The 26,273-nt window shown below is 38.8% G+C and carries 26 protein-coding genes; 21 read left to right on the top strand and 5 right to left on the bottom strand.

The annotated features are described in order from the left end of the window. Positions 1 to 272: 272 nt before the first annotated feature. The 16 genes from QH639_RS09375 (at position 273) to QH639_RS09300 (ending at position 14,883) form a co-directional block, all read left to right on the top strand. The gene (locus QH639_RS09375) at positions 273 to 1,262 is read left to right on the top strand and encodes an MBL fold metallo-hydrolase (protein ID WP_193767393.1); all 990 of its coding nucleotides are present in this window, start codon (positions 273 to 275) and stop codon (positions 1,260 to 1,262) included. A gap of 8 nt (positions 1,263 to 1,270) precedes the next feature. After that, positions 1,271 to 2,026: an SDR family NAD(P)-dependent oxidoreductase gene (locus tag QH639_RS09370; protein ID WP_281115984.1), complete on the top strand. Its 756-nt coding sequence runs from the start codon at positions 1,271 to 1,273 to the stop codon at positions 2,024 to 2,026. 110 nt (positions 2,027 to 2,136) lie between these two features. Further along, a complete protein-coding gene (locus QH639_RS09365) occupies positions 2,137 to 2,931 on the top strand; it encodes a MerR family transcriptional regulator (RefSeq protein ID WP_281115983.1) in 795 nt (264 codons plus the stop codon). A gap of 74 nt (positions 2,932 to 3,005) precedes the next feature. Then, positions 3,006 to 3,815 (top strand): CPBP family intramembrane glutamic endopeptidase, encoded by an 810-nt coding sequence (locus tag QH639_RS09360; protein ID WP_131521518.1) that lies wholly within the window; start codon positions 3,006 to 3,008, stop codon positions 3,813 to 3,815. 284 nt (positions 3,816 to 4,099) lie between these two features. After that, positions 4,100 to 5,293 carry an argininosuccinate synthase gene (locus tag QH639_RS09355; protein ID WP_281115982.1) on the top strand — a complete coding sequence of 398 codons (1,194 nt, stop codon included), beginning with the start codon at positions 4,100 to 4,102 and terminating at the stop codon, positions 5,291 to 5,293. Positions 5,294 to 5,374: 81 nt separating this feature from the next. Beyond that, entirely contained in the window at positions 5,375 to 6,754 is a 1,380-nt protein-coding gene (gene argH, locus QH639_RS09350; protein ID WP_009370279.1) for an argininosuccinate lyase, read from the top strand. A 202-nt stretch (positions 6,755 to 6,956) separates the two neighbouring features. Beyond that, positions 6,957 to 7,334, top strand: a complete 378-nt coding sequence (locus QH639_RS09345) for a carboxymuconolactone decarboxylase family protein (protein ID WP_112118372.1) — start codon at positions 6,957 to 6,959, stop codon at positions 7,332 to 7,334. Positions 7,335 to 7,917: 583 nt separating this feature from the next. After that, positions 7,918 to 8,295 carry a GntR family transcriptional regulator gene (locus QH639_RS09340; protein WP_054549216.1) on the top strand — a complete coding sequence of 126 codons (378 nt, stop codon included), beginning with the start codon at positions 7,918 to 7,920 and terminating at the stop codon, positions 8,293 to 8,295. A 7-nt stretch (positions 8,296 to 8,302) separates the two neighbouring features. Further along, positions 8,303 to 9,382, top strand: coding sequence for a DUF1648 domain-containing protein (locus QH639_RS09335; protein WP_131521516.1), 1,080 nt, complete (start codon positions 8,303 to 8,305; stop codon positions 9,380 to 9,382). A 13-nt stretch (positions 9,383 to 9,395) separates the two neighbouring features. Continuing rightward, positions 9,396 to 10,679 (top strand): alpha/beta hydrolase, encoded by a 1,284-nt coding sequence (locus tag QH639_RS09330; RefSeq protein ID WP_281115981.1) that lies wholly within the window; start codon positions 9,396 to 9,398, stop codon positions 10,677 to 10,679. Between the two features lie 11 nt (positions 10,680 to 10,690). Next, complete coding sequence (locus QH639_RS09325) at positions 10,691 to 11,005, top strand: DUF3784 domain-containing protein (protein ID WP_281115980.1); 315 nt, start codon at positions 10,691 to 10,693, stop codon at positions 11,003 to 11,005. A 224-nt stretch (positions 11,006 to 11,229) separates the two neighbouring features. Next, positions 11,230 to 12,417, top strand: a complete 1,188-nt coding sequence (locus QH639_RS09320) for a hypothetical protein (protein ID WP_281115979.1) — start codon at positions 11,230 to 11,232, stop codon at positions 12,415 to 12,417. A gap of 17 nt (positions 12,418 to 12,434) precedes the next feature. After that, positions 12,435 to 13,607 (top strand): amidohydrolase, encoded by a 1,173-nt coding sequence (locus QH639_RS09315; RefSeq protein WP_281115978.1) that lies wholly within the window; start codon positions 12,435 to 12,437, stop codon positions 13,605 to 13,607. 108 nt (positions 13,608 to 13,715) lie between these two features. Next, a complete protein-coding gene (locus QH639_RS09310; RefSeq protein ID WP_004231380.1) occupies positions 13,716 to 13,868 on the top strand; it encodes a YpzG family protein in 153 nt (50 codons plus the stop codon). Between the two features lie 119 nt (positions 13,869 to 13,987). Continuing rightward, complete coding sequence (locus QH639_RS09305) at positions 13,988 to 14,524, top strand: hypothetical protein (RefSeq protein WP_054549220.1); 537 nt, start codon at positions 13,988 to 13,990, stop codon at positions 14,522 to 14,524. A 20-nt stretch (positions 14,525 to 14,544) separates the two neighbouring features. After that, complete coding sequence (locus QH639_RS09300; RefSeq protein WP_281115976.1) at positions 14,545 to 14,883, top strand: cupin domain-containing protein; 339 nt, start codon at positions 14,545 to 14,547, stop codon at positions 14,881 to 14,883. A gap of 30 nt (positions 14,884 to 14,913) precedes the next feature. Here the strand turns inward: QH639_RS09300 and QH639_RS09295 are convergent, their stop codons facing one another. Continuing rightward, complete coding sequence (locus QH639_RS09295) at positions 14,914 to 15,405, bottom strand: GNAT family N-acetyltransferase (RefSeq protein ID WP_281115975.1); 492 nt, start codon at positions 15,403 to 15,405, stop codon at positions 14,914 to 14,916. Between the two features lie 69 nt (positions 15,406 to 15,474). Between QH639_RS09295 and QH639_RS09290 the strand changes: the two genes are divergently transcribed. After that, a complete protein-coding gene (locus tag QH639_RS09290) occupies positions 15,475 to 15,903 on the top strand; it encodes an NUDIX hydrolase (protein ID WP_004231389.1) in 429 nt (142 codons plus the stop codon). Positions 15,904 to 15,955: 52 nt separating this feature from the next. Here the strand turns inward: QH639_RS09290 and QH639_RS09285 are convergent, their stop codons facing one another. The 3 genes from QH639_RS09285 to mscL form a co-directional block, all read right to left on the bottom strand. Continuing rightward, on the bottom strand, positions 15,956 to 17,116 hold the full coding sequence (locus tag QH639_RS09285; protein WP_131521509.1) for an aminotransferase class I/II-fold pyridoxal phosphate-dependent enzyme: 1,161 nt from the start codon (positions 17,114 to 17,116) through the stop codon (positions 15,956 to 15,958). Positions 17,117 to 17,119: 3 nt separating this feature from the next. Next, entirely contained in the window at positions 17,120 to 18,235 is a 1,116-nt protein-coding gene (locus QH639_RS09280) for a methionine biosynthesis PLP-dependent protein (RefSeq protein ID WP_131521508.1), read from the bottom strand. Positions 18,236 to 18,950: 715 nt separating this feature from the next. Then, positions 18,951 to 19,340, bottom strand: a complete 390-nt coding sequence (mscL, locus tag QH639_RS09275) for a large conductance mechanosensitive channel protein MscL (protein ID WP_009370295.1) — start codon at positions 19,338 to 19,340, stop codon at positions 18,951 to 18,953. Positions 19,341 to 19,544: 204 nt separating this feature from the next. Between mscL and QH639_RS09270 the strand changes: the two genes are divergently transcribed. After that, positions 19,545 to 20,240, top strand: a complete 696-nt coding sequence (locus tag QH639_RS09270; protein ID WP_281115974.1) for a lytic transglycosylase domain-containing protein — start codon at positions 19,545 to 19,547, stop codon at positions 20,238 to 20,240. Positions 20,241 to 20,278: 38 nt separating this feature from the next. On the opposite strand, the gene QH639_RS09265 is transcribed toward QH639_RS09270, so the two are convergent. Next, positions 20,279 to 20,536 carry a GlsB/YeaQ/YmgE family stress response membrane protein gene (locus QH639_RS09265; RefSeq protein ID WP_004231402.1) on the bottom strand — a complete coding sequence of 86 codons (258 nt, stop codon included), beginning with the start codon at positions 20,534 to 20,536 and terminating at the stop codon, positions 20,279 to 20,281. A gap of 790 nt (positions 20,537 to 21,326) precedes the next feature. Here QH639_RS09265 and QH639_RS09260 point away from each other — a divergent pair. From QH639_RS09260 to ilvD, 3 genes are all read left to right on the top strand, one after another. Continuing rightward, on the top strand, positions 21,327 to 22,502 hold the full coding sequence (locus QH639_RS09260; RefSeq protein ID WP_131521506.1) for an amino acid deaminase/aldolase: 1,176 nt from the start codon (positions 21,327 to 21,329) through the stop codon (positions 22,500 to 22,502). Beyond that, entirely contained in the window at positions 22,490 to 23,812 is a 1,323-nt protein-coding gene (locus QH639_RS09255) for a D-arabinono-1,4-lactone oxidase (RefSeq protein WP_281115972.1), read from the top strand. Before QH639_RS09260 ends, QH639_RS09255 begins: the two co-directional genes overlap by 13 nt. Positions 23,813 to 24,182: 370 nt before the next feature. After that, on the top strand, positions 24,183 to 25,853 hold the full coding sequence (gene ilvD, locus QH639_RS09250; protein ID WP_004231412.1) for a dihydroxy-acid dehydratase: 1,671 nt from the start codon (positions 24,183 to 24,185) through the stop codon (positions 25,851 to 25,853). Positions 25,854 to 26,273: the final 420 nt, after the last annotated feature.

Below are 26,273 nucleotides of genomic sequence, written 5' to 3'. Positions count from 1 at the left end.
GGTACCACCTTTGTTTGCCAATTGTTGGCACAACTCTTAGCCCTCTTATCGCAAGGGAAACGGTTATGTTTGCATAACTGCTCAGAAGTAGGTTCGGTAATGGGAGCGGGTGATGTTACTCTCAGCAAATGTAACACTCTCTAACACCTTCACCAGATACGTACTCGTCTTCTTCAACGCACATAAATAATTAGATTATTCAAAATTATAGTGAGGAATAAGCAACCTGTCAACAGGAGGATGACGAAAACAGAAAAAACTTGTAAAATAGAATGAATCAGTATTCACAAGTGCGTGAAAAGGGGGAGACAACTTTGTCTATATACAAGATAGAAATACCAACACCCTATGCAGTAGGAGATGTCAATGCATTTATTGTAAAAGGCGATGCACTTAGCATTTTTGATGTTGGCCCAAAAACAATGGAAGCCTATGATGCTTTAAAATGGGGGATTCGAGCAGCAGGCTTTGACATGCAAGATATTGAACAGGTTGTGTTAACCCATCACCATCCAGATCATGCGGGATGGGTCGATGCTTTTCCATATGCAGAAATTTTAGGGCATGCCTATAATGACAAATGGCTTCGTCATGATGAAGACTTTTTACGCTATCATGAACAATTTTACAGTGAACGTTTATTGGAGCATGGGGTACCACAAGAATATATTGCAAAAAGTGTCCATGTTCGTCGTGAATTGGAGCTTGTAGGGGAACGACCATTAACGCAAATTTTGGCAGATGGAGATGAAGTTCCTGGGCATCCAGGATTAAAGGCAATCGAAACATTAGGTCACGCACAAAGTCACTTCATTTTTTGGGATGAAAAAACTCATCATGTGATTGGTGGAGATTTATTGCTTGAAAAAATAACGCCCAATCCATTAATAGAGCCACCATTGGATCGTACTGTAGGACGTACAAAATCTTTACTACAATATAATGCATCCCTTGAAATTCTACGTCAATTACCTGTCAAAATGATGCATACAGGGCATGGAGCAGAGCTAGAGGATATTCCGTTGTTAATTGTTAAACGATTAGAGCGACAGCACCAACAATCAATGAAAGTTTTTGAATTATTAGGCGATGATCAATTAACAGTTGTCCAAGTAACAAAACGCTTGTATCCTGCTATCTTCCAGCATCAGCTTGGTTTAACTTTATCTAAAACACTTGGTCATTTAGATTACCTAGAGGCCAATGACTATATTACGTCAACAAAGACAGAAGCAGGTATCTATTTATTTCAAAGGAAGTAGGTTTATACATGAAACATCCTAACAAAACAATCTTTGTGACAGGAGCTACAAGTGGGGTTGGCTTAAAAATAACTGAATTACTAGTAGCTCAAGGGCATATCGTTTATGCCACAGGTCGCAATGCCGTTGCACTAAAGGTGCTAGAGCGTTTAGGTGCTCAAGTGATCCAAGCGGATTTAACCAATCTACATACACTTGATGATGTTTGTGCGCAGCTACCACCGATTGATGTAGCGATTCTTTCAGCAGGTGTAGGGAAGTTTGCTGTAGCCCCTGCTTTACAGGATGAGGATATTGCGCAAATGATCGAATTAAATGTTAGCGTACCCATTTATCTTGCCAAACGATTAGCCTCTAAGATGATAGAGCGTAAACAGGGCCATTTAATATTCATTGGTTCTCAGGCTGGGAAGGTGGCCACACAAAAAGCGAGTGTCTATGCTGCGACGAAACATGCTATTGTCGGTTTTACCAATGGATTGCGTATGGAATTAGCTCCGTACAATGTAAAAGTGACAGCCATCCATCCTGGTCCCATTGATACACCATTTTTAGATAAAGCCAATGATACAAGTGGCTACCGAGAATCCTTAGGGCGCTTTTTATTGTCAGCGGAGGAAGTAGCCAAAGAGACAGTGAAAACGATTGATCGTCCTGTTCGTGAGATTAATCTACCTAGAATTATGGGATTGTCGAGTAAATTGTATGCATTAGCCCCTGCGACCATTGAATGGCTAGGCAAATCATTTTTCCATAAGAAATAACAACATTTGAAACTGTAAACATGCTTCACGAGCTTGTCTACGGTTTTTTTCATATTTACATATAATAGTAGCTATAGTAGTAAAGAGGAAGAGATGAAAGGAAGACTTAGATGTATACAATTGGTCAAGTTGCAAAATTTTTAGGAGTTTCTAGAGATACCTTAAAATTTTACGAAGAAAAGGGATTAGTAAAGCCCCAGCAAAATAGTGAAAATGGGTATAGAACTTACAATCATTTTGATATATACGACATTACAACAATCAATTTTTATAGAGAAATTGATTTTGAAATCAAAAAGATTCAGGAATTGAGAAAAGGCAAGAGTATAGAGGGCATCCAATCATTGTTAGTAGAAAAGGAACAAGAAGTATTAGAGGAAATAGCTTATAAAAAGCTACAATTAAAAAAGCTCCAGCTTGTAAAAGAGGATTGTCAAAAAATTAGCCAATATCTAGGCACGTATACTATAAAGGAAATGAAACCATTAGAAATAATGGGCGTAATAGATCATTATACAGCCTATGATGAATATGATTCGTTAAAAGAAAATGCAGATAGTATAAAGAAAGCGGTAATTCTTACTTCTTTAAGAAGAGTTATTAGATTCGATGATAGCGGAATGCTCGTAAATAAATTTATGGTTGTCAGGAAAGTAGAAAATAGCGATCATCCAATTAAAGGTGAAGTTTTAGCGCATCCCAAATGTCTTTATACAATTATTGAAGATGGGCGCTGGTCAACAGGTGGCAAAAATACAGACAATAAAGTAGAGGCTGGTATAAGAAAAGTAGCTAAGGAAAATGGCTATGAGCTTTTAGGGCTTGTTTATATCAACTTATTGCTTACCACTTATGAAGAAGGGCTTGAACGTATTTTTTTAGAAATGTATGTACCGATAAAATAATGGCAAAATGGGTTTGACCTGTGAGCAACCCCTAGGTTTATGCTGAAGATATTCAGATGAAATGGGGGATCTACTTGCGTAGAAAAAAGAAATTAAAAAAACCAGTAGCAAGCTTTATTATTTTAACCAATATTATTTTTTGGCCACTTTTCTGTGTTGTAGGAGCCGTCAAGCTATTAGGCTATCCTACTTGGCTATTTGATACCGTACGCTGTCTATCGGCTTGGTCATCCACCTTTGCCTTTGCGTTACTATTTCCAAGAATCTATCCTGGGCAACGTTTTATCCACTTTGTCAAACAAAAATTCAAAAACAAATTGTCACTTTCAGTAATTGTTTTAATCGTGATGATACAAACAGCTATCTTTATCATGATTTTGTTTCAAATCATGAATAATTATGAAGAAAACTCTATTTTTACGGTGTCTTCATGGGGCATGCTCAGTTTTTATTTTGTTAAAACGCTTTTGTCAGGACCACTGGGTGAGGAGTTAGGATGGAGGGGCTTTGCACTGCTGGAGCTGCAAAAGAAGTATTCGCCATTAATAGCTTCAATTATCATAGGCTTTTGGTGGGGAATGTGGCATTTACCGATATGGCTTACAACAGGGTTTATAGGAATGGATTTGATCAAATATAGCTTCTTCTTTATGTTAACGATTATAGCTACGACCATCATCATGACAGTATTTTATACGATCAATCAGAATTTAATGATTCCTATTATTATTCATCAGCTCTTTAATTTTTTTATCGGCTCTATCAATGGCAACCTAATTGATTTAATCATGTATAATGCCATTTTATATTCGGCGGTGGCCGTTCTACTGATTTTGATTAATCCTAAAAAAGTATTGTATAAGATAGATCAGCTAAGTAACTAGAAAGAATCCAGTTTGTATCATGGATTCTTTTTTTTCGTCCGTTGCTAAATTTATATAGTATACATTTATATATATAGTAAAAAAACGTTTTTTTGAGTGAATTGCCATGGATTTCTTGTCAACCTTATACAAGGAACGACTTACTTTTGACAATAAAAATAAAAGTCTATGAATTTATAAAAATACACTTGTATTTATTTTTATAACATGATACTATTCGTGTATAAACTTTTAAATGAATGTATAAACATACATATCGATAGAGCAATGGAGGCGCATTTTTAATGGCAAATAAAAAAGTGGTATTAGCTTATTCAGGTGGACTTGATACTTCGGTAGCAATTCCATGGTTAAAAGAACAAGGTTGGGACGTAATTGCAGTATGTCTTGACGTTGGCGAAGGGAAAGATCTTGAATTCGTAAAAAATAAAGCGCTTCAAGTAGGAGCGATTGAATCTTATATGGTAGATGCGAAAGACGAATTTGCTGAAGGGTATGCATTAATTTCTTTACAAGCACATACATGGTATGAGCAAAAGTATCCTTTAGTATCAGCACTTTCCCGTCCACTTATCTCGAAAAAACTAGTAGAGATTGCTAATCAAGTAGGCGCAGATGCTGTTGCGCATGGTTGCACAGGTAAAGGGAATGACCAAGTTCGTTTTGAAGTATCGATTAAAGCATTAAATCCAGATTTAGAGGTATTAGCACCAGTACGTGAGTGGGGCTGGAGCCGTGATGAGGAAATCGAATATGCAATGAAGCATAATGTACCGATTCCTGCAACATTGGATTCACCATTCTCAATCGACCAAAACCTATGGGGCCGTGCGAATGAAGCTGGCATCATGGAAGACCCATGGGTGTCACCACCAGAAGAAGCGTATGGCTTAACTGTTTCTGTTGAAAATGCACCGAATGAAGCAGAGTATGTGGAAATCGAGTTTGTAGCTGGTAAACCAGTAGCATTAAACGGAAAAGAAATGAAGCTTGCTGATTTAATTCAAGAATTAAATGCAGTAGCGGGTGCTCATGGTGTAGGACGTATCGATCACGTTGAAAATCGTTTAGTTGGTATTAAATCTCGTGAGGTTTATGAAATTCCAGGTGCAAAAGTGCTGTTAACAGCGCATAAAGAGCTTGAGGACTTAACGCTTGTAAAAGAATTAGCACACTTCAAGCCAGTAATCGAGAAAAAACTATCCGAATTAATTTACGACGGTCTATGGTTCTCACCATTACGTGATGCTCTGGAAGCATTCCTTGAGCAAACACAACAATATGTGAATGGTACAGTACGTGTGAAACTATTTAAAGGACATGCGATTGTAGAAGGACGTAAATCACCAAATTCATTATACAGTGAAAAGCTAGCAACATACTCGAAGGAAGATCAATTCAATCATGCTTCCGCTGTAGGCTTTATCGAGTTATGGGGTCTACCAACTGTAGTGAACTCATCTGTGAATAAAAAGTAATGTTGAACAAGCAAGGTGTGGTGAGGCATTTGTGCTTATACTACACCTTTTGATAAGTAATCGAGGAAAAGGTGAGCTGACATGACAAAACTTTGGGGTGGACGTTTCCAAAAATCAGCAGAAGCATGGGTAGACGAATTTGGCGCATCCATTGGCTTTGACCAGCAACTTGTGCTAGAGGACCTTGAAGGTAGTGTTGCACATGTCACAATGCTTGGTGCCACAGGAATTTTACCAGCAGCTGATGTAGAGGCCATACTAGGTGGTCTTGCCCAATTAAAAGATAAGGCAATCGCAGGTGAGCTTGAATTTAGCGTTGCCAATGAAGATATACACTTAAATTTAGAAAAAATGTTAATTGATTTAATAGGTCCTGTCGGTGGCAAACTACATACAGGACGTAGCCGAAATGACCAAGTAGCAACGGATATGCATCTTTTCTTGAAAAAGCGTGTGCAGGAAGCAATTGATTTAATTGTGACGTTCCAACAAACACTATTAGACAAAGCACAAGAGCATATTGAAACGATTGCACCAGGTTATACGCATCTACAACGTGCACAGCCAATCTCCTTTGCACACCATTTAATGGCTTATTTTTGGATGCTAGAGCGTGATAAACAACGTTTTACAGAATCCATAAAACGTATTGATATTTTACCTTTAGGTGCTGGGGCAATGGCAGGGACAACTTTCCCGATTGACCGTTTAAAATCAGCAGAGCTATTAGGGTTTAGCGAGGTTTACGCAAACTCCATGGATGCTGTAAGTGATCGTGATTTTATCGTAGAATTTTTAAGTCATTCCTCCTTACTTATGGCGCATTTATCACGCTTTGCTGAGGAAATTATTATCTGGTCTACAGATGAATTTAAATTTATCGAACTGGATGATGCCTTCTCAACAGGTTCTTCGATTATGCCACAAAAGAAAAACCCAGATATGGCAGAGCTTATTCGTGGTAAAACAGGGCGTGTTTATGGGAATCTAATGGGCTTATTAACGGTGTTAAAAGGCACACCATTAACATATAACAAAGATATGCAGGAGGACAAAGAGGGGATGTTTGACACTGTTCATACGATTCTTGGTTCACTTAAAATCTTTGAAGGTATGGTTCGTACAATGACTGTCAACACGGAACGCTTACATCAGGCTGTTCACGCTGATTTTTCAAATGCAACGGAGCTAGCAGATTACCTCGCTACAAAGGGGATGCCATTCCGTGAGGCACATGAGGTGACTGGTAAGCTTGTCTTTACATGTATTCAAAAGGGCATTTATTTATTAGACTTGCCATTGGAAGAAATGCAGCAAGAAAGTACGTTAATTGAAGCGGATATTTATGATGTACTAGCGCCAGAAGCTGCTGTTCGCCGCCGCCATTCCTTAGGTGGTACTGGCTTTGAACAAGTAAAAATCCAAATTGAAAAAGCGAAAGCCTGTCTTGTAGCCATTTAATTTTTGCGTGCATGTCCTTGTGACTTTTTGCATAGATATTCATTAAAGCTGTCCTGTGAGGCACTATGAAAACCTTTATCCTTTTTCACTGAGCCAGAGGGTGACGTAAAGAAGAGAACCTTACATATGTGAAGGACAATCCCCAATTCTGGAGACGCGGAATTGGGGTTTTTGTATAAGTAAATGTAGGAGGGATGAAGAAATGAATGAACGTTTTACAAAGGGGCTCGAAACAATTAAACAATATGTGACAGAAGAAGAAGCAGCACGGATGATTGAATCCGATGCATTAGCCGATATAGCACCCGATTTACGCAAAATGATTATTGAATTTGCTTACGGTGATGTCTATGCACGGCCTGGGCTGGATGCAAAGAGTCGAGCACTCGTCGTGATAACAGCGGTAGTTACACAAGGTGCTGCACCACAAACCAAAACGCATATTCAGCGTGGATTACATGCAGGCTTGACACAGACAGAAGTGGTCGAGGCACTTTTACAATTAGCACCCTACATCGGTTTTCCAAGAGTGCAAAATGCTTTAACGATAGCCCAACAAGTCTTTGCAGAAAAAAGCTAAAGCATGTATAAAAAATAGAAGAAGGCTCATAATAAGAGAGGAACCACTTATTAATCTAATCTGATGGGGAGGATGCAGAATGAGTAGTAATAGTCAAACACCCAAAGACCAAGAATCTCAGGAAAGTCCGCCACAACTGTTGAAGGTTGAAGCTTCATAAATCTTAAGCCTAAAGGTGAAACAGACTATTCTGTTTTGCTATAGATTAAGAAGAAGTGTAAACCATACCAGTTAAAAATCAAATAGAAGCAATAAGTGTCCATGGATCCAGAATTATTCTGGGTCCTTTTTGTTTCTTATTTGGGGTCTAAAGTACTCAAGATATCCGCTCTAAATGAAATTCAAAGCGCTCCTAAGGAAGGGGTATCCGCTCTAAATGGAGTTCAAAGTGCTCCTAGGGGAGGAGAACCCGCTCTAAATGAAGTTCAAAGCACTACTAAGGGAAGGCTCCCGCCCTTATTGTGAAAAAACCTCTACTCAACACCATAAAAAATTCCTTCATTTGACATTAAAGAAAATCTGTATTACTATATACATAACAGATTTCTGTTTGGTTACAAGCAATACAGATTGGAGGGTTATTATGCAAATACAATTAGATCCAAACAGTGAATTGCAGCTATATAAACAATTGGCCAATCAAATAATAGAATGCATTGCGCAAGGTGAGCTGAAAAATGGTGATACTTTACCGTCTGTACGTTCGATGGCTACAGATCTAGGCATCAATGTTAGCACGGTCAGTAAAAGTTATCATGAGCTTGAAGAGAAGGGCTTAATTGAATTGAAGCCGAAAGCAAAAGCGGTCATTATTGGTGGTCAAAAGAGGGCGCTGGAAGAAACGGAGGTTGAAAAAGTCGAAAATGCCTTGAAGCCTATCATGGCGGAGGCTTTTGCGCGTGGCCTCGAGAAAGAGCAAATGACAAGTTTGTTCCAGCGAATTTTAAAACAATGGAAGTAGGGGTAGTATGCTTATAATTGTAGGCATCTTTATCATTGTCGGAATTATGGAAATGATGACACCACATTTAACAAGAAAAACACTTGTTTTTGGTGTTTCCATACCCGAACCATATGTCAAACATCCACAATTAAAGCTGTGGAAGAAGCATTATAGCCAAATCATCGCAGGGATTGCTGGCTTATTCCTAGTAGGTCAAATCGCTCTCTATCTTTCACCTATACAAGAGGAGAAGGTATCTTTAATTTCCTTTATCCTTTTGTATGTCATGCTCCTTTTATCATCAGGTCTTTACATGAGTTATCATGCTAAAACGAAAAAATTAAAGGTGCAGGAGCAGTGGGAGGCACAAATAAAAACAATATATGTGACAGATTTGTCTATCCGTCAGAAAGAGGAAACATTATCACCTATATTTTTTAGTGTACCCATTATCATCACACTTGCATTAATCGCTTTTACGTACATGAACTATGAGTCAATCCCTGAGGTTTTCGCGATACATTGGAATGGGGCAGGGGAGGTCGATGGTTGGACTCAAAAATCGCGGCTCTCAGTCATCAGTATGCCACTGATATTATTGGCAATACAAATTAGTTTTTTCATGATGAGTCAAGGCATGAAAAGTGCCAAAATTCAATTAAGTGCACAGGCCAAAGAAGCATCCATTCATCGGGAGTTAACTCAGCGTAAATACGGAAGCTGGTACCTGGCAGCTATTAATTTTAGTATGACAATTCTATTTGTTGTTTTACACTATACAACTGTTATTTTACAAGACCAAACAGCTCCCTACTTCTTCCCACTTTTTCTTGTCTTTAATGTCGTTACGTTGGGTGGTTTACTAGTGTTCATTTGGAAGCTCAGTAAAAGTAATGAACGTTTTGATGAGGTACATACAAATGAAACAGCTGCCACAGATGATCAATACTGGAAATGGGGTATTTTTTATTGCAATAAAAATGATCCATCCCTATTAGTGCCTAAAAAGTTCGGGATTGGTTGGACTGTTAATTTCGCGAACAAATGGTGTTACATCTTAATAGTGATTACGTTACTGCCAATTTTATTGGTGATTTTCATATAGAAAGGAAGATTAGATGAAAAAATGGTTATTGATTTGCTGTACAATTTTACTTTTAGCTGCCTGTGGGCAAAAAGAGGTCACTGCTCAACATCAAGGAACAAAGGGGACAAATGCAATGAATGAACAGTTTATTGGAAAATGGGAAGGGAATATTGAAACGCCAAACGGACCATTACCGATTATTATTGATTTAAAGAAGGAAAGTGGTACATTATCCGTGCCAGCACAGGGCTTATCTAATTTTCCGTTTCAAAGTGTGACGTATACAGGTGATAAAGTAAAAGTGTCCATAAATTTAAACGGCTCTGCTATTGCCATTAATGGCACAATCAAAAATGAACAAATAGAGGCTACATTTCAACAAAATGGTGGGAAATTTCCTTTAATACTAAAGGCTTATAAAGAGCAACCTGTTACCTATGACACATTAAAAATTCCCGTTCAAAACGGCAACTTAACGGTAGCTGTACAAAAGGCTTCCCCATCTCCATCACCAGTGGCACTGATAATAGCAGGATCGGGGCCAACTGATAAAGATGGTAATTCCGCTTTGGCTGGAAAAAATAATAGCTTGAAAATGTTGGCCGAAGGTTTAGCACAACAGGGCATTGCGACGGTGCGTTATGATAAGCGAGGACTTGGTGACAATCAAGCGCTCTTAACAAAGGAAGAGGATGGAACGTTTGACCAATACGTGGATGATGCTGTACAAATTATCCAAACATTGATGGCTGATAAAGCCTACACAAGTGTCCATATAATTGGCCATAGCGAAGGCTCACTCATTGGTTTGCTCGCGGCTCAAAAGACAGGCGTAGCATCCTTTGTCTCCTTAGCTGGTGCAGGTAGATCGTTAGATGAAGTGCTTTTAGAGCAATTAAAAGGTCAATTAGCACCAAAGCTTTTTAATGAATCCACGAATATTTTGACAGCTTTAAAGCAAGGGGAGCAAGTGAAAAATATTTCGCCAGAGCTACAGGCCCTTTTCCGTCCATCTGTACAGCCTTTTCTAATTTCCTTGCTAAAATATCAACCTGCTAATGAGCTTGCAAAAGTAAAAAGCCGTGTATTGTTAGTCCAAGGAACAACGGATTTACAAGTGAAGGAAGCCGATGCTGAGGCATTGAAGAAAGGCAAACAAGACTCAAAATTACTTTATCTAGCGGGTATGAATCACGTATTGAAAAAGGCACCGGCAGATCGCGCCAAAAACTTAGCAACCTATGCAGACCCTTCGCTGCCACTGCATGAAGAATTACTACCAGCAATTGAGCAATTTATTAAAAATGAAAAGTAGGATAATTAACCTTGGGAGTACTTGTCTATTTAATAATCATGCTGCCGTTTCTCATCTTCGCCATTGTTCTATCGCAAGGTAAAGGAGCTTTTCTACTTGAAGGCTTTCATACGATGGCACAGGAAAATAAAGAACAATATGATGAAAAGGCACTGGCAAGATTTATGGGAAAAATGATGTATGGCTACTGTTTTTGTGTCCTTTTATGGATACTAAACGAATTTTTCCATACACAATGGTTATTTCATGTAGGTCTTGTACTTTTTGTTGCCCTTACGATATTTTTATTGATCTATGCGAACACAAGTAATCGTTTCAAAAAATAGCATGTAAGAGAAAGTAGAACCATTTTATAATGGTTCTATTTTTTTGTAAGCGCTTTATGAAAATTCTTTAAAATCTAAATATTTGGAAAACCGTAATTTTAGTGTCGCGAATATGCTCGTTCACGCGCTGTTTTTCTTCTTTTCTGTAAAAATAGAATTTTAAGAATAATTAGTATTATTATAGATGACATTAAAAAATTACTAAGTTAGGAGAATTCTTTGATATGTCGCAAATGTTAGCACTGACGATAGTACTTGCTATTCTTTACATCGGAGATATCGTAGCAACAAGAACGAAGGCGTGGATTCCATCTGTGTTCGTCTGTGCGGTATTATTTTTAATTGGCTATTGGACATTCTTCCCGAAAGATATTGTTAGTATTGCCGGGATTGGTCCAGTCGTTGCCACGATGTTAATGTATTTATTAATTACGAATATGGGTACACTTCTGTCCCTTAAGGAATTGAAAAACCAGTGGAAAGCCATCGTTATTTCTTTAGCAGGTATTGTAGGCATCATCGCCATATTATTTACAATTGGTGCCTTGCTATTTGATTTAAAAACGATGATTGTTGCAGTTCCACCATTAGTCGGTGGTGTTGTGGCAGCGCTAGTGATGTCAGAAGGCGCTTCTGCAGCTGGCTTAGAGGATTTAGCCGTCTTTGCCATTGTAATTTATGTCATTCAAGGTTTTGCAGGATATCCCATCACGTCCATTGTATTGAAGCGTGAAGCAAAACGTTTATTAAAAGAACACCAGCAAGGGAATATACAATCGGTAACACAGGTAGAGGAAGATGTTGAACAGGCATCTGAGCAACCAAAATTATTTAGGAAAATTCCTCCCAAGTACAATACAGAATACTTTAAATTTTTCCGTTTAGCGCTTGTTGGATTATTAGCGTATGGTACATCTACAGCATTAGCACCTGTTGTGACAGTCAATGCGTTAGTGCTATGCCTAGTGTTTGGTGTCCTTGCATCGACATTTGGTTTTTTAGAAAGACAACCATTGCAAAAAGCAAATGGCTTCGGTTTTGCCATTATGGGGTTAATGCTCTTTATATTTGATGGCTTAAAACAGGCTTCCCCTGAAATGCTGATGCGTATTATTGTGCCATTAGTAGTGTCTATTGTCTTAGCAGTTATTGGTATGTATATTTTCTCTTTCATCGTAGGGAAAGTTTTAAAGGTCAGCCCGAATTTAGCGTTTGCTGTATCCTTAACAGCGCTCTATGGGTTCCCCGCAGATTATATTTTAACGAATGAAGTAGTGAAATCGTCCACAGCCGATCAAAAAGAACGAGAAATGCTGTTAAGTCATATGTTACCACCGATGCTTGTGGGAGGTTTCATTAGTGTAACGATAACATCTGTGATTTTAGCGGGTATTTTTGTCAATTGGCTATAAAGAAGGAGAGAGTCAGCATGAATAAAATGAAAGAAATTATTGCGGAATTAAATAGTGAGCTTGTGGCAATTCGTCAAAAATTGCACAGTGAGCCAGAGCTTTCTTGGGAAGAATATGAAACAACGAATTATGTAGCAGCATATTTAGATAACCTGGGTATTCCATATAGACGAACAGAGCCAACAGGCATTATTGCGGAGTTAAAAGGGGGCAAGGAAGGAAAAACCGTTGCCTTACGTGCAGATATGGATGCATTGTCAGTTTATGAAATACGAGAAGATATTCCGTATCGCTCTAAAACGGATGGTAAGATGCATGCCTGTGGTCATGATGCGCATACAGCCATGTTGCTGATTGCAGCTAAGACATTACATACGGTACAAGAAGAAATTGAGGGAACAGTTCGTTTTATTTTCCAGCCAGCGGAAGAAGTAGCTACAGGCGCAAAAGCGATGGTAGAGCAAGGAGCAATGAAAGGTGTAGATAACGTCTTTGGTATTCATATTTGGTCACAAATTGACACAGGGAAAATTCAGTGTAATAGAGGTCCTGCCTTTGCCTCTGCTGATATTTTCAAAGTGCGCTTTAAAGGGCAGGGCGGTCATGCCGCAGTACCACATGATGCCATTGATGCCGTGATGATTGCTTCAACGTTTGCTTTGAATGTCCAAACAGTTGTGGCACGTACAGTCAATCCACTTCAACCTGCCGTTCTTACAATTGGAAAAATGGAGGTTGGCACACGCTTTAATGTAATTGCAGAAGATGCCATTTTAGAAGGGACTGTGCGTTGTTTTGATAAAGAGGTTCGTTCACATATCGAAACGCAAATTCGTCATTATGCTGACCAGATTGCCTCACTTTATGGTGGCACAGCAGAGGTCGTTTATGAATATGGTACACAAGCCGTCAACAATGATGTGGCGAGTGCCAGCTTAGTCGAGCGCCTTGCAGCTGAACATTTTGGCGCGGATGCTTATCATATTGATGATCCGACAATGGGTGGAGAAGACTTTAGCTTTTACTTAGATGAAGTACCTGGCTGTTTTGCTCTAGTAGGCTCAGGCAATACAGAAAAGGATACACGCTGGGCACATCATAACGGCCATTTTACTATCGATGAAGATGGTTTGCGCGTTGGAGCCGAATTATATGTACAATATGCGTTAACTTGGTTAAGCGAAAACTAATAAAGTGAAGTAAATAAGCTTCTTATGAAATTAGTATAAATTCACCTTAACTGGTCATAATAAAGAAGATTTCACTTATGAAATCTATAATGATGAGGAGGATGAAAAATGAGTAGGTTCGAACAACTAGACCCCAAATCTCAAAAAATCCACCGCAACTGGTCAAGGATTAAGCGATCAAAATCGCAAGTAAATGGTGAAACGGAGATTACTCTCCATAACCGTCTCTTGCGAAGTGAAGCAAAGGCCCGTCAGTTTTAATCATGCTAGAAAAGTAAGTGTCATCAAGCCCAGAAAAAATTCTGGGTTTTTCTTTATGACTAAGAAAGATGTATTATATTGTAAGGAAGTAATTTCTAACAGAAAAGGAGGGGAAAGCTATGATTAATCCTATTCCCATTTATCTACAGCAATTTGCAGGAAACGTCCAAATTATAGATGACGTTGAATCCCAGTTTCAGCTTCATTCTAGTGCAGGCAATGAACAATTTGAAATTTGGTATTACGGTGATTTGCTAATGATTGAAGGGGAGGAAATGCCTTATATTACAGGCTCAACCGCTAGAATCGTTGCTAAAGATCCTTTATCCGCCGAGGAAATTTTGCTCTTTGATGCGACGCTACATGGTTATAATGCGCTATTTTGTGAGGCGTATACAGAGAATCACCGTGACAACCGTCCACTAGAAAAATATAATTTACCCGAAACAAAAGTCGTATTATCATTTTTCTATAACATCGACTATGACGAAGAAATAGACGACTATGAGGTAGATGAACAAGAAAATGTTCAACTTATAAATGGAGAAACCACTAACTGGGAAACGATTAAAAGAAATGGCTATGATGCATTTGCTTTTTATTTTAAAAAAGAAGATGGAACACTTTTAGCATTTGCTGAAGAAGAACTAGCCTAATAGGAAGGGATTTTCGCGAAATGCAACTCATACAATTTACACAAGATTTAGCAAATCCAATTCATCAATACCAATCCATCGATACATTTTATAGAAAAATCACGAAAACGGAAGTACCTACGATGATTGGTTTCATCTATATTGAGCCAGGCGGTGTGGTTGGTTTGCATGACGCCCCCATTCCACAGCTATTTATCGTTATTAATGGAGAGGGATGGATTAGTGGTGAAGATGGTGAAAAAATCACGATAAAAACTGGACAGGGAGTACTATGGCATCAAGGACAGGCACATGAATCTGGTAGTATAACGGGCTTAACAGCACTTGTTATCCAAGCGGAGCAGATAAATCTTACATAAATAAAAGTGTAACGGTAGTTGCAAGAACCGTTACACTTTTTCATATTGTTTAACCAATTTAACTGTTTTAAGTAGATGGCCATCAAATTGTTCATCAAATTCTTCTATTGCTACAAATCTCTTTGCTTGATAAAAATGCATACCAAGTTTATTTTCTTTCTCTACACAAACAAATAAAGACGATAGATTTGGGAGCATGCGTAGTCCTTCCTGTAAAAGTGCAGTACCCACGCCCTTACCATGCATATCAGGATGTAAATAAATCGCATGTAGCTCCGCCTCACCTTGTGTTACATTTGAAAAATTAGCAAAGCCTACTAGCCATTCATCAAAAATTGCAACGAGAAACGGACTATTGATAAGACGTTCGATTAATCGTTCTCGACTATAAGCTAGTTGTAAAAAACGATCTTGAATGTCACGTGGAATGATTCCTTCGTATGTATGATGCCAGCTTATTCTAGCAATTTCTTGTACAAAAGTAATGTCATTTTCTTGCATCTGTCGTATAATAAGTGTCAACACTTTTCACCTGCTATTCCAATTTTTCTCTTTATTGTAACATTCAATCATTCAAAGGGGGTCACTTTCATGCAAGTAATTGAAAAAGCTTTTGGCTATATCACGAGAACGCATGAGGATCAATTACAGGTACTCGTATTTGAACAGAATTCAGTTGGGGCAGGTATCCAGGTGCCCAAAGGTACGGTTGAGGAAGGGGAAACACCTTTAGATGCTGTGAAACGTGAAATGCTAGAAGAAACAGGTCTAACCACACTTGTCGTTCAAGCGCTAATAGCACAGGATTATTTTAACCATCCATCAGGTGTTTTACAGAAACGGTATTTTTATCATTTAACATCCGATGAAACACGGGATGCATGGCAACATCATCCAACAGGCTTAAACGAAGGGGATTTAATCTTTTCATTCTATTGGATTTCAGCTGAGCAAGATGCCCTGCTAGCAAAGGGGCATGGCGATTATTTATACCGATTGTTAGCAAAGGTGAGAAATTGAACCTATCATAATAAAACCGCGTCAATTGGACGCGGTTTTTATGTTGATTCAATTAAGCCTTGGCAGCAATCTCTAGGGCTTGTGCAAAATCAGCAATTAAATCATCAACATGCTCAAGTCCTACAGAAAAACGTAGAAGACCATCTGTGATGCCTCGTTTAGCACGCTCTTCAGGCTCCATAGCAGCATGACTCATTTTTGCAGGGTAAGAAAGGATAGATTCTACTCCTCCAAGAGAGACCGCAAATACTGGAATTGTCATCGCCTCAACCAATGCCTTTGCAGCTGTATAGCTTGGTAGTCGGAAGGATAAAACGGCCCCAGGACTTGTGCTTTGACGTTGATGAATAGCGTAGCCAGGGTGTGAAGCAAGCCCTGGATAGTAGACCTGCTCAACTAGTGGATTGCTAGCCAAATACACAGCAATTTTTTGTGCAGATTCAGCAGAACGACTAAAACGTACATCTGTTGTTTTGATGTTTTGTAGTAGTGTGAATGAATCCTGTACACCTAAAATATTACCGAATGAATTTTGGATAAAGTAGAGATCCTGACCTAGCTTTTCATCGGCAGTAACCGTTAAGCCAGCAATAATATCAGAATGTCCAGATAAAAACTTCGTTGCACTATGAATGACGACATCTACACCAAGTTCTAGTGGGCGTTGGTGTAACGGTGTCATAAAAGTATTATCCAAGAATGTGAGGCAGTGGTGTTGCTTAGCAAGCGCCACTACACCACGAATATCTGTAATGCCTAACGTTGGATTTGATGGTGTTTCCATATAAAGTAGTTTTGTAGCTGGCGTGATTGCTGCTTCTACAGCTGCTAGATCCGTAAAATCTACAAATGTATGGGAAATCCCAAAGCGCGGCAACACCTTTGTTACAAAACGATAGGTTCCACCATAAACATCCTCAGTCATGACGATATGATCTCCCTGCGATAACAGCATTAATGCTGCTGATACGGCAGCGATACCAGATGAAAATGCATGGGCACGAACGCCACCCTCAAGCTCTGCTACAGCTTTTTCTAACGCATCTCTTGTAGGGTTGCCTGAACGAGCATAATCATATTCTCCAAATTCATCTATACTTTCTTGATGGAAAGTAGACGACAGATACATCGGGACGTTAACAGCCCCTTTTTTATTACTATAGCCATCACGAACACCTGCGTGAATGAGGCTTGTTTCAATACGGTGCTTCATCAATTACGCCTCTTTTCTAAGGATATCAAACACTTGTCGTAAGTCTGCCATTAAATCTTCTGCTTCCTCAATGCCAACAGAGAAGCGTAATAAACGATCACAAACGCCACGCTCCACACGCTCTTCATAAGGCATATCTGCATGTGTTTGTGTAGCAGGATACGTAATAAAGCTTTCGACACCGCCAAGACTTTCAGCAAAAGTAATTAACTTTAAGTTACGAAGGAATGGGTCAATCCACTCAGGCTTTTGCAAGCGGAATGACAGCATGCCACCTTTTCCAGTATAAAGGACATCGGTCACTAACTCTTCTTCCTCTAAGTAAGCAGCAATTGCCTTCGCATTGGCATCATGTTGCTTTAAGCGTAGATGCATTGTTTTTAGACCACGAATAAGTAACCATGAATCCATAGCTCCTAGCACCATACCACTACCATTATGAATAAAGCCAATGCGTTCGGCTAATTCTGTGCCTTTAGCAACCACTAGCCCAGCTAAAACATCATTATGACCACCAATATACTTCGTTGCAGAATGAAGCACAATATCTGCGCCTAATTCAATAGGGCGTTGGAAGTATGGCGTATAAAATGTATTATCCACAATTAGCCATGCCCCATGCTTATGTGCTAACTCCGCATACACTTGTAAATCAAACTCCTGCATAAGTGGATTTGTTGGTGTTTCAATAAATATTGCACGGGTATTTTCATTCATCAATGCTTCCACCTGTTCAACCGATTCAAATTTTGAATAAACAGGCTTAATATTATAAGTATCTTGGAAGAAGTTAAATAGTCTATATGTACCACCATATAAATCATCTGGCACGACTAATTCATCGCCTGGTTTAAATAGGGATAACACCAATTGAATGGCAGCCATCCCGGAACTACAGGCAAAGCCCATATCGCCACCCTCTAAATCAGCAATTCCTGCTTCTAAAAGAGCACGTGTTGGATTTTTTGTACGTGTATAGTCAAAACCAGTAGATTCACCAATCCCAGTATGTTTATAAGCAGTCGATAAGTGAATGGGTGGGCTCACAGCTCCTGTTGCTGGGTCACTTAAATTACCAAGTTGTACAAGCTTTGTTTCTATACTTCTGTTTAATGTCATGACGTCACTCTTTTCTTCAATATTATTAAAAGCAACAGCTTTCGCTTTCAATTTAATAGTATTCTCAATAATTGTTACCAATTTAACATGGATACTAAAGAAGAACAAGGTGATTTCTGAAAATTAGCTAGATTATTTATAGTTAATCACCTAGGAATAGTAGGAGATTAACTGTGGCTTTATGCGAAATAAATAGTTTCTAAGTTAGCGAATAGAAGATAGAAAGTAGCGGTTAGAACGTGAAAAGTAGTGGATACAACGCGAAAAGTGGCGGATAGAACAGACAAAGTGAGGGATAGGTTTTGAAGTAGCGGATAGAACGTAAAAAGTGGTGGATACAACGTGAAAAGTGGCGGATAGAACAGACAAAGTGAGGGATAGGTTTGAAGTAGCAGTTAGAACATGAAAAGTAGTGGATACAACGTGAAAAGTGGCGGATAGAACAGACAAAGTGAGGGATAGGTTTTGAAGTAGCGGTTAGAACGTGAAAAGTAGTGGATACAACGTGAAAAGTGGCGGATAGAACAGACAAAGTGAGGGATAGGTTTTGAAGTAGCGGTTAGAACGTGAAAAGTAGCGGATACAACGTGAAAAGTGGCGGATAGAACAGACAAAGTGAGGGATAGGTTTTGAAGTAGCGGATAGAACACAAAAAGTAAAGGATGCAAAATAAAAACATCTGCCTCCTTTGAGAGACAGATGCTTTAACAACATGTTAGGCTTGTTCTTTTTTTAGCAAGTCGCGAATTTCTTTGAGAAGCTCTTCTTTGGCATCGAGTTCAGGTGCTGGTTCTTCCACGACTGCTTCTTCTTTTTTACGTGTGAGCTTTGTCATAATTCGTAAGGCCATAAAAATGGCAAATGCTATGATTAAAAAATCAATGATGGATTGTAGAAATACACCAAAATTGATTTGGGCTTCACCTGAGCCAAAAACAAAACTCTTTGTTAAATCAATACCACCTGTTAAAACACCGACTAATGGCATGATGATATTTTCAACTAAGGAGGTAACAATTTTACCGAAAGCACCACCAATAACTACTGCTACTGCTAGATCGACAATATTGCCTTTCATCGCAAATTCTTTAAAGTCTTTCCACAAAATAAATTCCTCCCTATTAATAACCAATAAACGAATCAATCTGTATTTTACTATATTTTTACCAAACCTTTCAACTGCTTTCATGGTGGAAATGATGTACTTTCATAGATGTGGAAGACTTCAATCTTTCAAAATGAAAAGATATACTGCACATGACGGAAAATTTGGTAATATAGAAAAAGAATACTAGATTAGGTGTGACGTATGGCAAAGAAAAAGAATAACAAACCCATGTTATCACCCGCGACAAAATTGGGTATGATAGCATTATTGATTCCAATTGCAATTACCGTGTATGTCCTCACGTTTTTTACTTGGAAAGAGCTTCAAACATTACCGATATTCGAAAAGCTTGTCCAGCAAAAGGCAATTGAGGAGATTCAACAGCATTTCGATATGAAAATTCCTGAGCAATACATTCCCGTTTATGTAGCTGCAGAAGAAAAATATGGTGTACCCTGGACATTACTTGCTGCTCATCATCGTATTGAAACACGGTTTTCTACGGTAAAATCAATGGTATCATCTGCTGGGGCAGAGGGGCATATGCAATTCATGCCCTGTACATTCGTTGGCTGGCAGCATCCTACATGCTCAGGTTTAGGTAAAGGAAGTATCACGAAAACTGAATTAATGAGTCCTGAGACAATTGCTAAATACGGAGGATATGGTGTTGACGCAAATGGGGATGGAATAGCCGATCCTTATGATATAGAGGATGCAGTATTTAGTGCTGCGAATTACTTATCTAAATACGGTGCTGCGACAGGGAATATTAAGAAAGCTGTTTATCAATACAACCATAGCGAGAAATATGTTGAGGATGTGTTATATTACTACCAGTTGTATGATGATTTTCACGATGAGCTCCAAGCAGCTGTTCTTTTACATGGAAAATAATAAAGAGCCATCACACTGGATGGCTCTTCATTACATATTTAAGTTGCTTTACGCATACCTTTTAAAATAAGGCTGACGATAAAGATCAACACGATGGCACCGATTAGTGCTGGGAACACGTAGAAATCACTTACTCTCCAGCCCCAGTTCCCTAAAACCATACTACCAATCCAAGAACCGACAATCCCTGCAATAATATTCCCGATGATGCCGCCTGGTACATCTTTACCTAAAATGACGCCAGCTAACCATCCAAGAATTCCTCCAATAATTAAATACCAAATGAAACTAATCATTACTTTCATCTCCTTAAATTTAAGATATAATGGCGATTACTTAGTTATACCCTGAATGGAGTAGATTAAACACTGTGATTTGTTTAGTAATTATTACATGTTGTAAATAAGGCTGTAGACAAATGAATGCAGCTCCTTTGCTGTGCTCACTTTATAGCTAATCCAACTGCATAAATTACTGTGAAAATGTCCACATTAACTACAATTACTTCTATATTGTACATACACCGATTATCGCTTACTTCTATAGTATGTTCATGCATTCAATTCGTACCAGAAATGAATGAAACGCCAGTAACAATAAAAAACAGCCATTTAACTAAATTATTTACTACAATAGCCATTTCATTCGTGAAAAAATACATTATTTATTGAAACAGAATGTCAATTCCCTGTACAATTCCTTATTTTTGGGGAGAATTTTTAGAGTAGAGAAAGAAAAATGGGTAAATTTCCACTTTTTAATAGTTTGAAAATTCTGTATAAAGGAATTATAATGTAGAAAAGGAGCGTGGTCGTATGAATATGGCTGTTATGAAACGTTTAAATCGTCAAGGGTTTTTAATTGCTGGTTTGCATTTATTAGTGATGCTAAATCTTGCAGCTGAATTCTTATACGCATCGTAATCAACTTAATAGAAAGGTGAATAAAATGTTTATCCCCTATTAAAACAACCGTGTAGTCTTATTGTAAAACAGGCTCACGGTTGTTTTATTATGCTTAATTAACTGAAAAAAGGAATTGTTCTGCTAAATGTCTAATACATAGTTTATACAAGGGAGTGATGAAATGACGTCAAGATTGGATCAAGCATTTTGTGATTTGGAAAGACCATTTGCATGGTTAGATTTAGATGCACTAGATAAAAATATACAAATGGTTCAAGATGCTTGTGGTGGAAAACAAATTCGTATTGCAACAAAATCGATTCGTTCTATTGAGGTCCTTCGTTATATACAGAAAAAACTTGTGAATGTTGTGGGGGTTATGACATTTACTGCAGCAGAGACCCTTTTTTTATTGGAGCAGCAGTTTGATGACTTATTGCTTGGCTATCCAGTAATGGAGGAAGCAATGATTCGTCGATTGTTGCATTTTGTAAAGGAAGGAAAAATCGTTACCTTTATGGTAGACAGAGCAGAACATATCCAACTATTGGCGAAATTAGGACAAGAGATTGGCGTACGTGTACAGGTTTGTATTGATCTTAATGTTTCTAATGATTTTAAAGTATTGTATTTTGGAACAAAACGTTCGTCATTGTCTTCTCTTGAAACGTTGACACCTTTTTTACAAACCATTCAAAATACCCCTGTAATTGAAGTGGTAGGAGCGATGGGCTATGAGGCACAAATAGCAGGGGTTGGCAATCGTCCTGCAAATGCTTTAAAAGGTAGAATCATAGAAGCCATGCAAGTACAAGCCAAAAAGCAAGTAACGCAGTTTCGTCGATTAGCGATCGCCCATATCAAGGCCTATTTTCCCAATCTGCGCTTTGTGAATGGTGGAGGATCGGGAAGTATGACGTACACCAATCAACAGAAGGAAGTAACGGAAATTACAGTTGGCTCAGCTTTTTATGCACCTGCATTGTTCGATCAATTTACACATTTACAGCTAGAAAAGGCTGCTGGATTTGCCTTACGTGTAACAAGAATGCCGGAAAAAAATATCGTTGTTTGTCATGGGGGAGGCTACACGGCTTCTGGAGCCATTGGGATGGATCGTTTGCCTGTATTCTATGACCCTACTACTTTTGCATATCTTAGCCTAGAAGGCGCAGGGGAAGTGCAAACACCCATTAAGGTCAAAGGGAAGAGTGTCCATATTGGCGATACCATTTATTTTCGACATGCGAAGGCTGGAGAGCTTTGTGAGCGTTTTCAGGTCCTCCATGCTATTCGTGGGAACAAGTATGCAGGACATTACACAACATATAGGGGGGATGGACAATGTTTTCTATAGAAAAATGGCGAAATGGTGAAAAGTGGACAAACTGGGCTGGTAATGTTATTTCCTATCCGAGTGAAATCTATTTACCACACTCTATTGATGAAGTTTCAGCAATTGTGAAGCATGCGTGTCAATCAGGAAAGACAATCCGTGTCACAGGTGCTGCTCATTCTTTTAGCGCTGTGGCTATGCCTGAGCATATAGCCATTTCCTTACATAATCTGCGTGGATTAATCGCTGTGAATGAGGAAAGGCAGGAGGCAACATTATGGGCGGGGACCTACCTATATGAAATTGGACCAATGCTAGCGAAACACGGTTTTGCGTTAATCAATATGGGCGATATACAGGAGCAAACCATAGCAGGAGCAGTGTCAACTGGCACACATGGTACAGGGGTTACACTTGGTTCTCTATCGTCAGCTGTCCAGGCATGGGGATTTGTAGACGGTACGGGTACTTATCAGGAACATAGGAGAGGTATGGATGATTTATCTGAAGCACTGCATGTATCTCTTGGGATGCTAGGTGTTCTGGTCAAAGTAACGATTAAAGTCATACCACTATATGGTTTGCATTATGTGGGGGCAAGAGAAACATTAACAAATGGTCTCTCGTTATTTGCGGGGGATATTCGTCAACATCGTCATGTGGAGTGGTTTTATTTCCCTGGTAGTGAAACAATTCAAGTAAAACGGATGAACGCGGTCGCGCCTGTCTTTCAAAGTGAATGGAATAAAAAAATAGAAACGTTAAAGCTACAAATAGTAGAAAATGGTGCTTTCTTTGCGATGTCAGAGCTTTGTAAGTGGAAACCAGGTTTAAGTGGTGCCATGAGCAAAATAGCGGCTGCCAATGTGGTAGAAAGTGAAAAAGTAGGGATAAGCTATGAAATTTATCCCTCACCTCGTAGCGTGAAGTTCCAAGAGAGTGAATATGCCATCCCACTATCACAGTTTGCAGCTTGTTTGGAGGAAATCCATGCAACCTTTAAAAAAGGGACTTTTAATGTTCATTTTCCTTTAGAGTGTCGAACAACTGCAGGCGAAGCAGGTTTTTTAAGTCCAACACAAGGGCGTGAGTCGGCTTTTATAGCCTTTCATATGTATAAGGGAATGGCAGAAGAGCCTTACTTTAAATGGGTGCATACATTGATGCAAAAATATGAAGGTCGTCCTCACTGGGGAAAACAACATCATTTAACAGCGCAAACGGTCTATGCGTTGTATCCAGAGATTGAAAAGTTTTTAAGCATTCGACACCAATATGATCCTGAACAAGTATTTTTTACAGGATACTTAAAAAAATTGTTTCTATTGTAAGCGTTATCTCTAGGGTTGGATGATTTAAGTTATTCAAATATATGGGAATTATTTATTTACTTATTGTTGTTTATTATTGAAAAATTAAAATTTGAACGAAATGTCAAAATTTTTATCAAAACGAGATAAAACTGATGCTTAATCAGCATGTAAACGATTTCAATTTTGACAGATTTTTTGAATTGTTTAAACAATTCAAAAAATACTGTTGACGAGACCTTTTTTTCGTACTATGATAACAACAATTTAACACGTTCGTTACAGCGGTAATCGTCTAAGAGACTATTACTCTATAAACAAAAATTAAAAAGACAGAACATTTTGTCTATAGAAACGAACATAGTATGGATAGCAATGAGGGGCGTTTAAAATGAGAAGTGACATGATTAAAGTAGGCGTAGATCGAGCGCCACATCGAAGTCTTTTATATGCAACAGGCAAAGTAAAAGCAAAAGATCTAGGCAAACCATTTATTGGGGTTTGTAACTCTTATATCGACATAATACCAGGTCACGTTCATTTACGTACGTTCGCTGATGTAGTGAAAGAAGCTATTATTGAAGCGGGTGGTATTCCATTCGAATTTAATACAATTGGTGTCGATGATGGTATTGCAATGGGGCATATTGGTATGCGTTATTCCTTACCAAGTCGTGAAATTATAGCAGACTCTGCTGAAACAGTTATTAATGCACATTGGTTTGATGGCGTATTTTATATTCCAAACTGTGACAAAATTACACCAGGAATGCTTATGGCAGCGGTTCGTACGAATGTACCATCTATCTTTGTTTCAGGTGGTCCAATGGAGGCAGGAACTTCTGCAGCAGGGAAACAGCTTTCCTTAACATCTGTGTTTGAAGGTGTAGGAGCACACAAATCAGGAAAAATGTCTGCGGAAGAGCTGTTGGATATTGAGAATAATGCTTGTCCGACGTGTGGTTCATGCTCAGGCATGTTTACAGCAAATTCCATGAACTGCTTAATGGAAATGCTTGGTGTTGCTTTACCTGGAAATGGTACAATCGTTGCCACTTCTGAAGAGCGTCACAAGCTGATTAAAGAAGCAGCTAAGCAATTAATTCGCATGGTCAAGGAAGACGTTAAACCTCGCGATATTATTACAAAAGAGGCAATTGATGATGCTTTTGCTCTTGATATGGCAATGGGGGGCTCCACAAATACAGTTCTTCATACATTAGCAATTGCCAATGAAGCCGAAATAGATTACAACATTGAAGATATTAATAAAGTAGCGGAAAGAGTGCCTTATTTAGCAAAAATCATGCCTGCTTCAGATATTTCAATGGATGATATTAATAAAGCGGGTGGAGTAAGTGCCATTATTAATGAATTAACATCTATTCCAGGTGCTATTCATCCAGACCGTCCAACCGTAGCAGGCGTTACAATGGGTGAGCTTGTCAAAGATTATCACATCACGAATGATCAAGTCATTCGAACAAAAGACAATCCATATAGTGCTGTAGGTGGATTATCCGTTTTATTCGGTAACATCGCACCAGATGGCTCTGTTATTAAAGTAGGGGCCGTTGATCCTTCTATCAAAGTATTCAAGGGCGAGGCAATTGTTTTTGATTCACAAGAAGCAGCACAAGAAAACATTGATAATGGAACGGTGAAAGAGGGCCATGTAGTCGTCATTCGCTATGAAGGACCTAAGGGTGGCCCAGGGATGCCAGAAATGCTTGCACCAACATCTGCCATTCAAGGTCGAGGCCTTGGTACAAAGGTTGCATTAATTACAGATGGTCGTTTCTCAGGTGCATCTCGTGGTATTTCAATTGGCCATATTTCACCAGAAGCTGCTGAAGGCGGTCCAATCGCTTTAGTAGAAAACGGAGATATTATCGAAATTGATCTACCAAATCGTACGATTAATTTACAAGTTTCAGATGAAGTTTTAGCTGAACGTCGTGCAAAATTACCAGTCTTTGAGCCAAAAATCAAACGGGGTTGGTTAGCAAGATATTCAAAATTAGTGACGAGCGCTTCCACTGGAGGCGTAATGAAAATTTAACAACTAGATAAATAAAAACGTTGATGAGGTTAAAGGTTCTAGAGCCTTGTATCTACCAGAGAGCCGGTCGTGCTGGAAGCCGGCGATACAACTAGATCCGACATCCCCTCGGAGTGGGCTATTAAACGTGTTAACACCATTAGATAGCTCCGGGCATAGTCGAAAGTGCTCGTTATTAATGAATAAATGTTTTATGGCACTATATTGGATGCGATGTCTTTCGCATTGGTGCATAAATGCTGTCATTTATTCGCGAGGTAGCAATTATTTGCTATAAAAAAGGGTGGTACCATGGAAAGTCTTTTTCATCCCTACGTAAGGTAGTTCTTTGCGTGTGGAGAAAAAGGCTTTTTATTATTTTCACGATGCAATTGAACAGCCTCTCAACGAAAAGGATGAGAGGAATAGTCAATCCAGCTA

Origin of the sequence: Lysinibacillus sp. 1 U-2021 (assembly GCF_029916965.1) — a bacterium.
Classification (GTDB): domain Bacteria; phylum Bacillota; class Bacilli; order Bacillales_A; family Planococcaceae; genus Lysinibacillus; species Lysinibacillus capsici.
Note: the sequence above shows the minus strand (reverse complement) of the source record. Positions and strands in the feature narration are given on the sequence as shown.

Coding starts and splice junctions, on each gene's coding strand:
- QH639_RS09375 (WP_193767393.1), top strand. CDS start 273: ATGAATCAGTATTCACAAGTGCGTGAAAAGGGGGAGACAACTTTGTCT.
- QH639_RS09370 (WP_281115984.1), top strand. CDS start 1,271: ATGAAACATCCTAACAAAACAATCTTTGTGACAGGAGCTACAAGTGGG.
- QH639_RS09365 (WP_281115983.1), top strand. CDS start 2,137: ATGTATACAATTGGTCAAGTTGCAAAATTTTTAGGAGTTTCTAGAGAT.
- QH639_RS09355 (WP_281115982.1), top strand. CDS start 4,100: ATGGCAAATAAAAAAGTGGTATTAGCTTATTCAGGTGGACTTGATACT.
- argH (WP_009370279.1), top strand. CDS start 5,375: ATGACAAAACTTTGGGGTGGACGTTTCCAAAAATCAGCAGAAGCATGG.
- QH639_RS09345 (WP_112118372.1), top strand. CDS start 6,957: ATGAATGAACGTTTTACAAAGGGGCTCGAAACAATTAAACAATATGTG.
- QH639_RS09340 (WP_054549216.1), top strand. CDS start 7,918: ATGCAAATACAATTAGATCCAAACAGTGAATTGCAGCTATATAAACAA.
- QH639_RS09335 (WP_131521516.1), top strand. CDS start 8,303: ATGCTTATAATTGTAGGCATCTTTATCATTGTCGGAATTATGGAAATG.
- QH639_RS09330 (WP_281115981.1), top strand. CDS start 9,396: ATGAAAAAATGGTTATTGATTTGCTGTACAATTTTACTTTTAGCTGCC.
- QH639_RS09320 (WP_281115979.1), top strand. CDS start 11,230: ATGTCGCAAATGTTAGCACTGACGATAGTACTTGCTATTCTTTACATC.
- QH639_RS09315 (WP_281115978.1), top strand. CDS start 12,435: ATGAATAAAATGAAAGAAATTATTGCGGAATTAAATAGTGAGCTTGTG.
- QH639_RS09310 (WP_004231380.1), top strand. CDS start 13,716: ATGAGTAGGTTCGAACAACTAGACCCCAAATCTCAAAAAATCCACCGC.
- QH639_RS09305 (WP_054549220.1), top strand. CDS start 13,988: ATGATTAATCCTATTCCCATTTATCTACAGCAATTTGCAGGAAACGTC.
- QH639_RS09300 (WP_281115976.1), top strand. CDS start 14,545: ATGCAACTCATACAATTTACACAAGATTTAGCAAATCCAATTCATCAA.
- QH639_RS09290 (WP_004231389.1), top strand. CDS start 15,475: ATGCAAGTAATTGAAAAAGCTTTTGGCTATATCACGAGAACGCATGAG.
- QH639_RS09285 (WP_131521509.1), bottom strand. CDS start 17,116: ATGAAGCACCGTATTGAAACAAGCCTCATTCACGCAGGTGTTCGTGAT.
- QH639_RS09280 (WP_131521508.1), bottom strand. CDS start 18,235: ATGACATTAAACAGAAGTATAGAAACAAAGCTTGTACAACTTGGTAAT.
- QH639_RS09270 (WP_281115974.1), top strand. CDS start 19,545: ATGGCAAAGAAAAAGAATAACAAACCCATGTTATCACCCGCGACAAAA.
- QH639_RS09265 (WP_004231402.1), bottom strand. CDS start 20,536: ATGATTAGTTTCATTTGGTATTTAATTATTGGAGGAATTCTTGGATGG.
- QH639_RS09260 (WP_131521506.1), top strand. CDS start 21,327: ATGACGTCAAGATTGGATCAAGCATTTTGTGATTTGGAAAGACCATTT.
- QH639_RS09255 (WP_281115972.1), top strand. CDS start 22,490: ATGTTTTCTATAGAAAAATGGCGAAATGGTGAAAAGTGGACAAACTGG.
- ilvD (WP_004231412.1), top strand. CDS start 24,183: ATGAGAAGTGACATGATTAAAGTAGGCGTAGATCGAGCGCCACATCGA.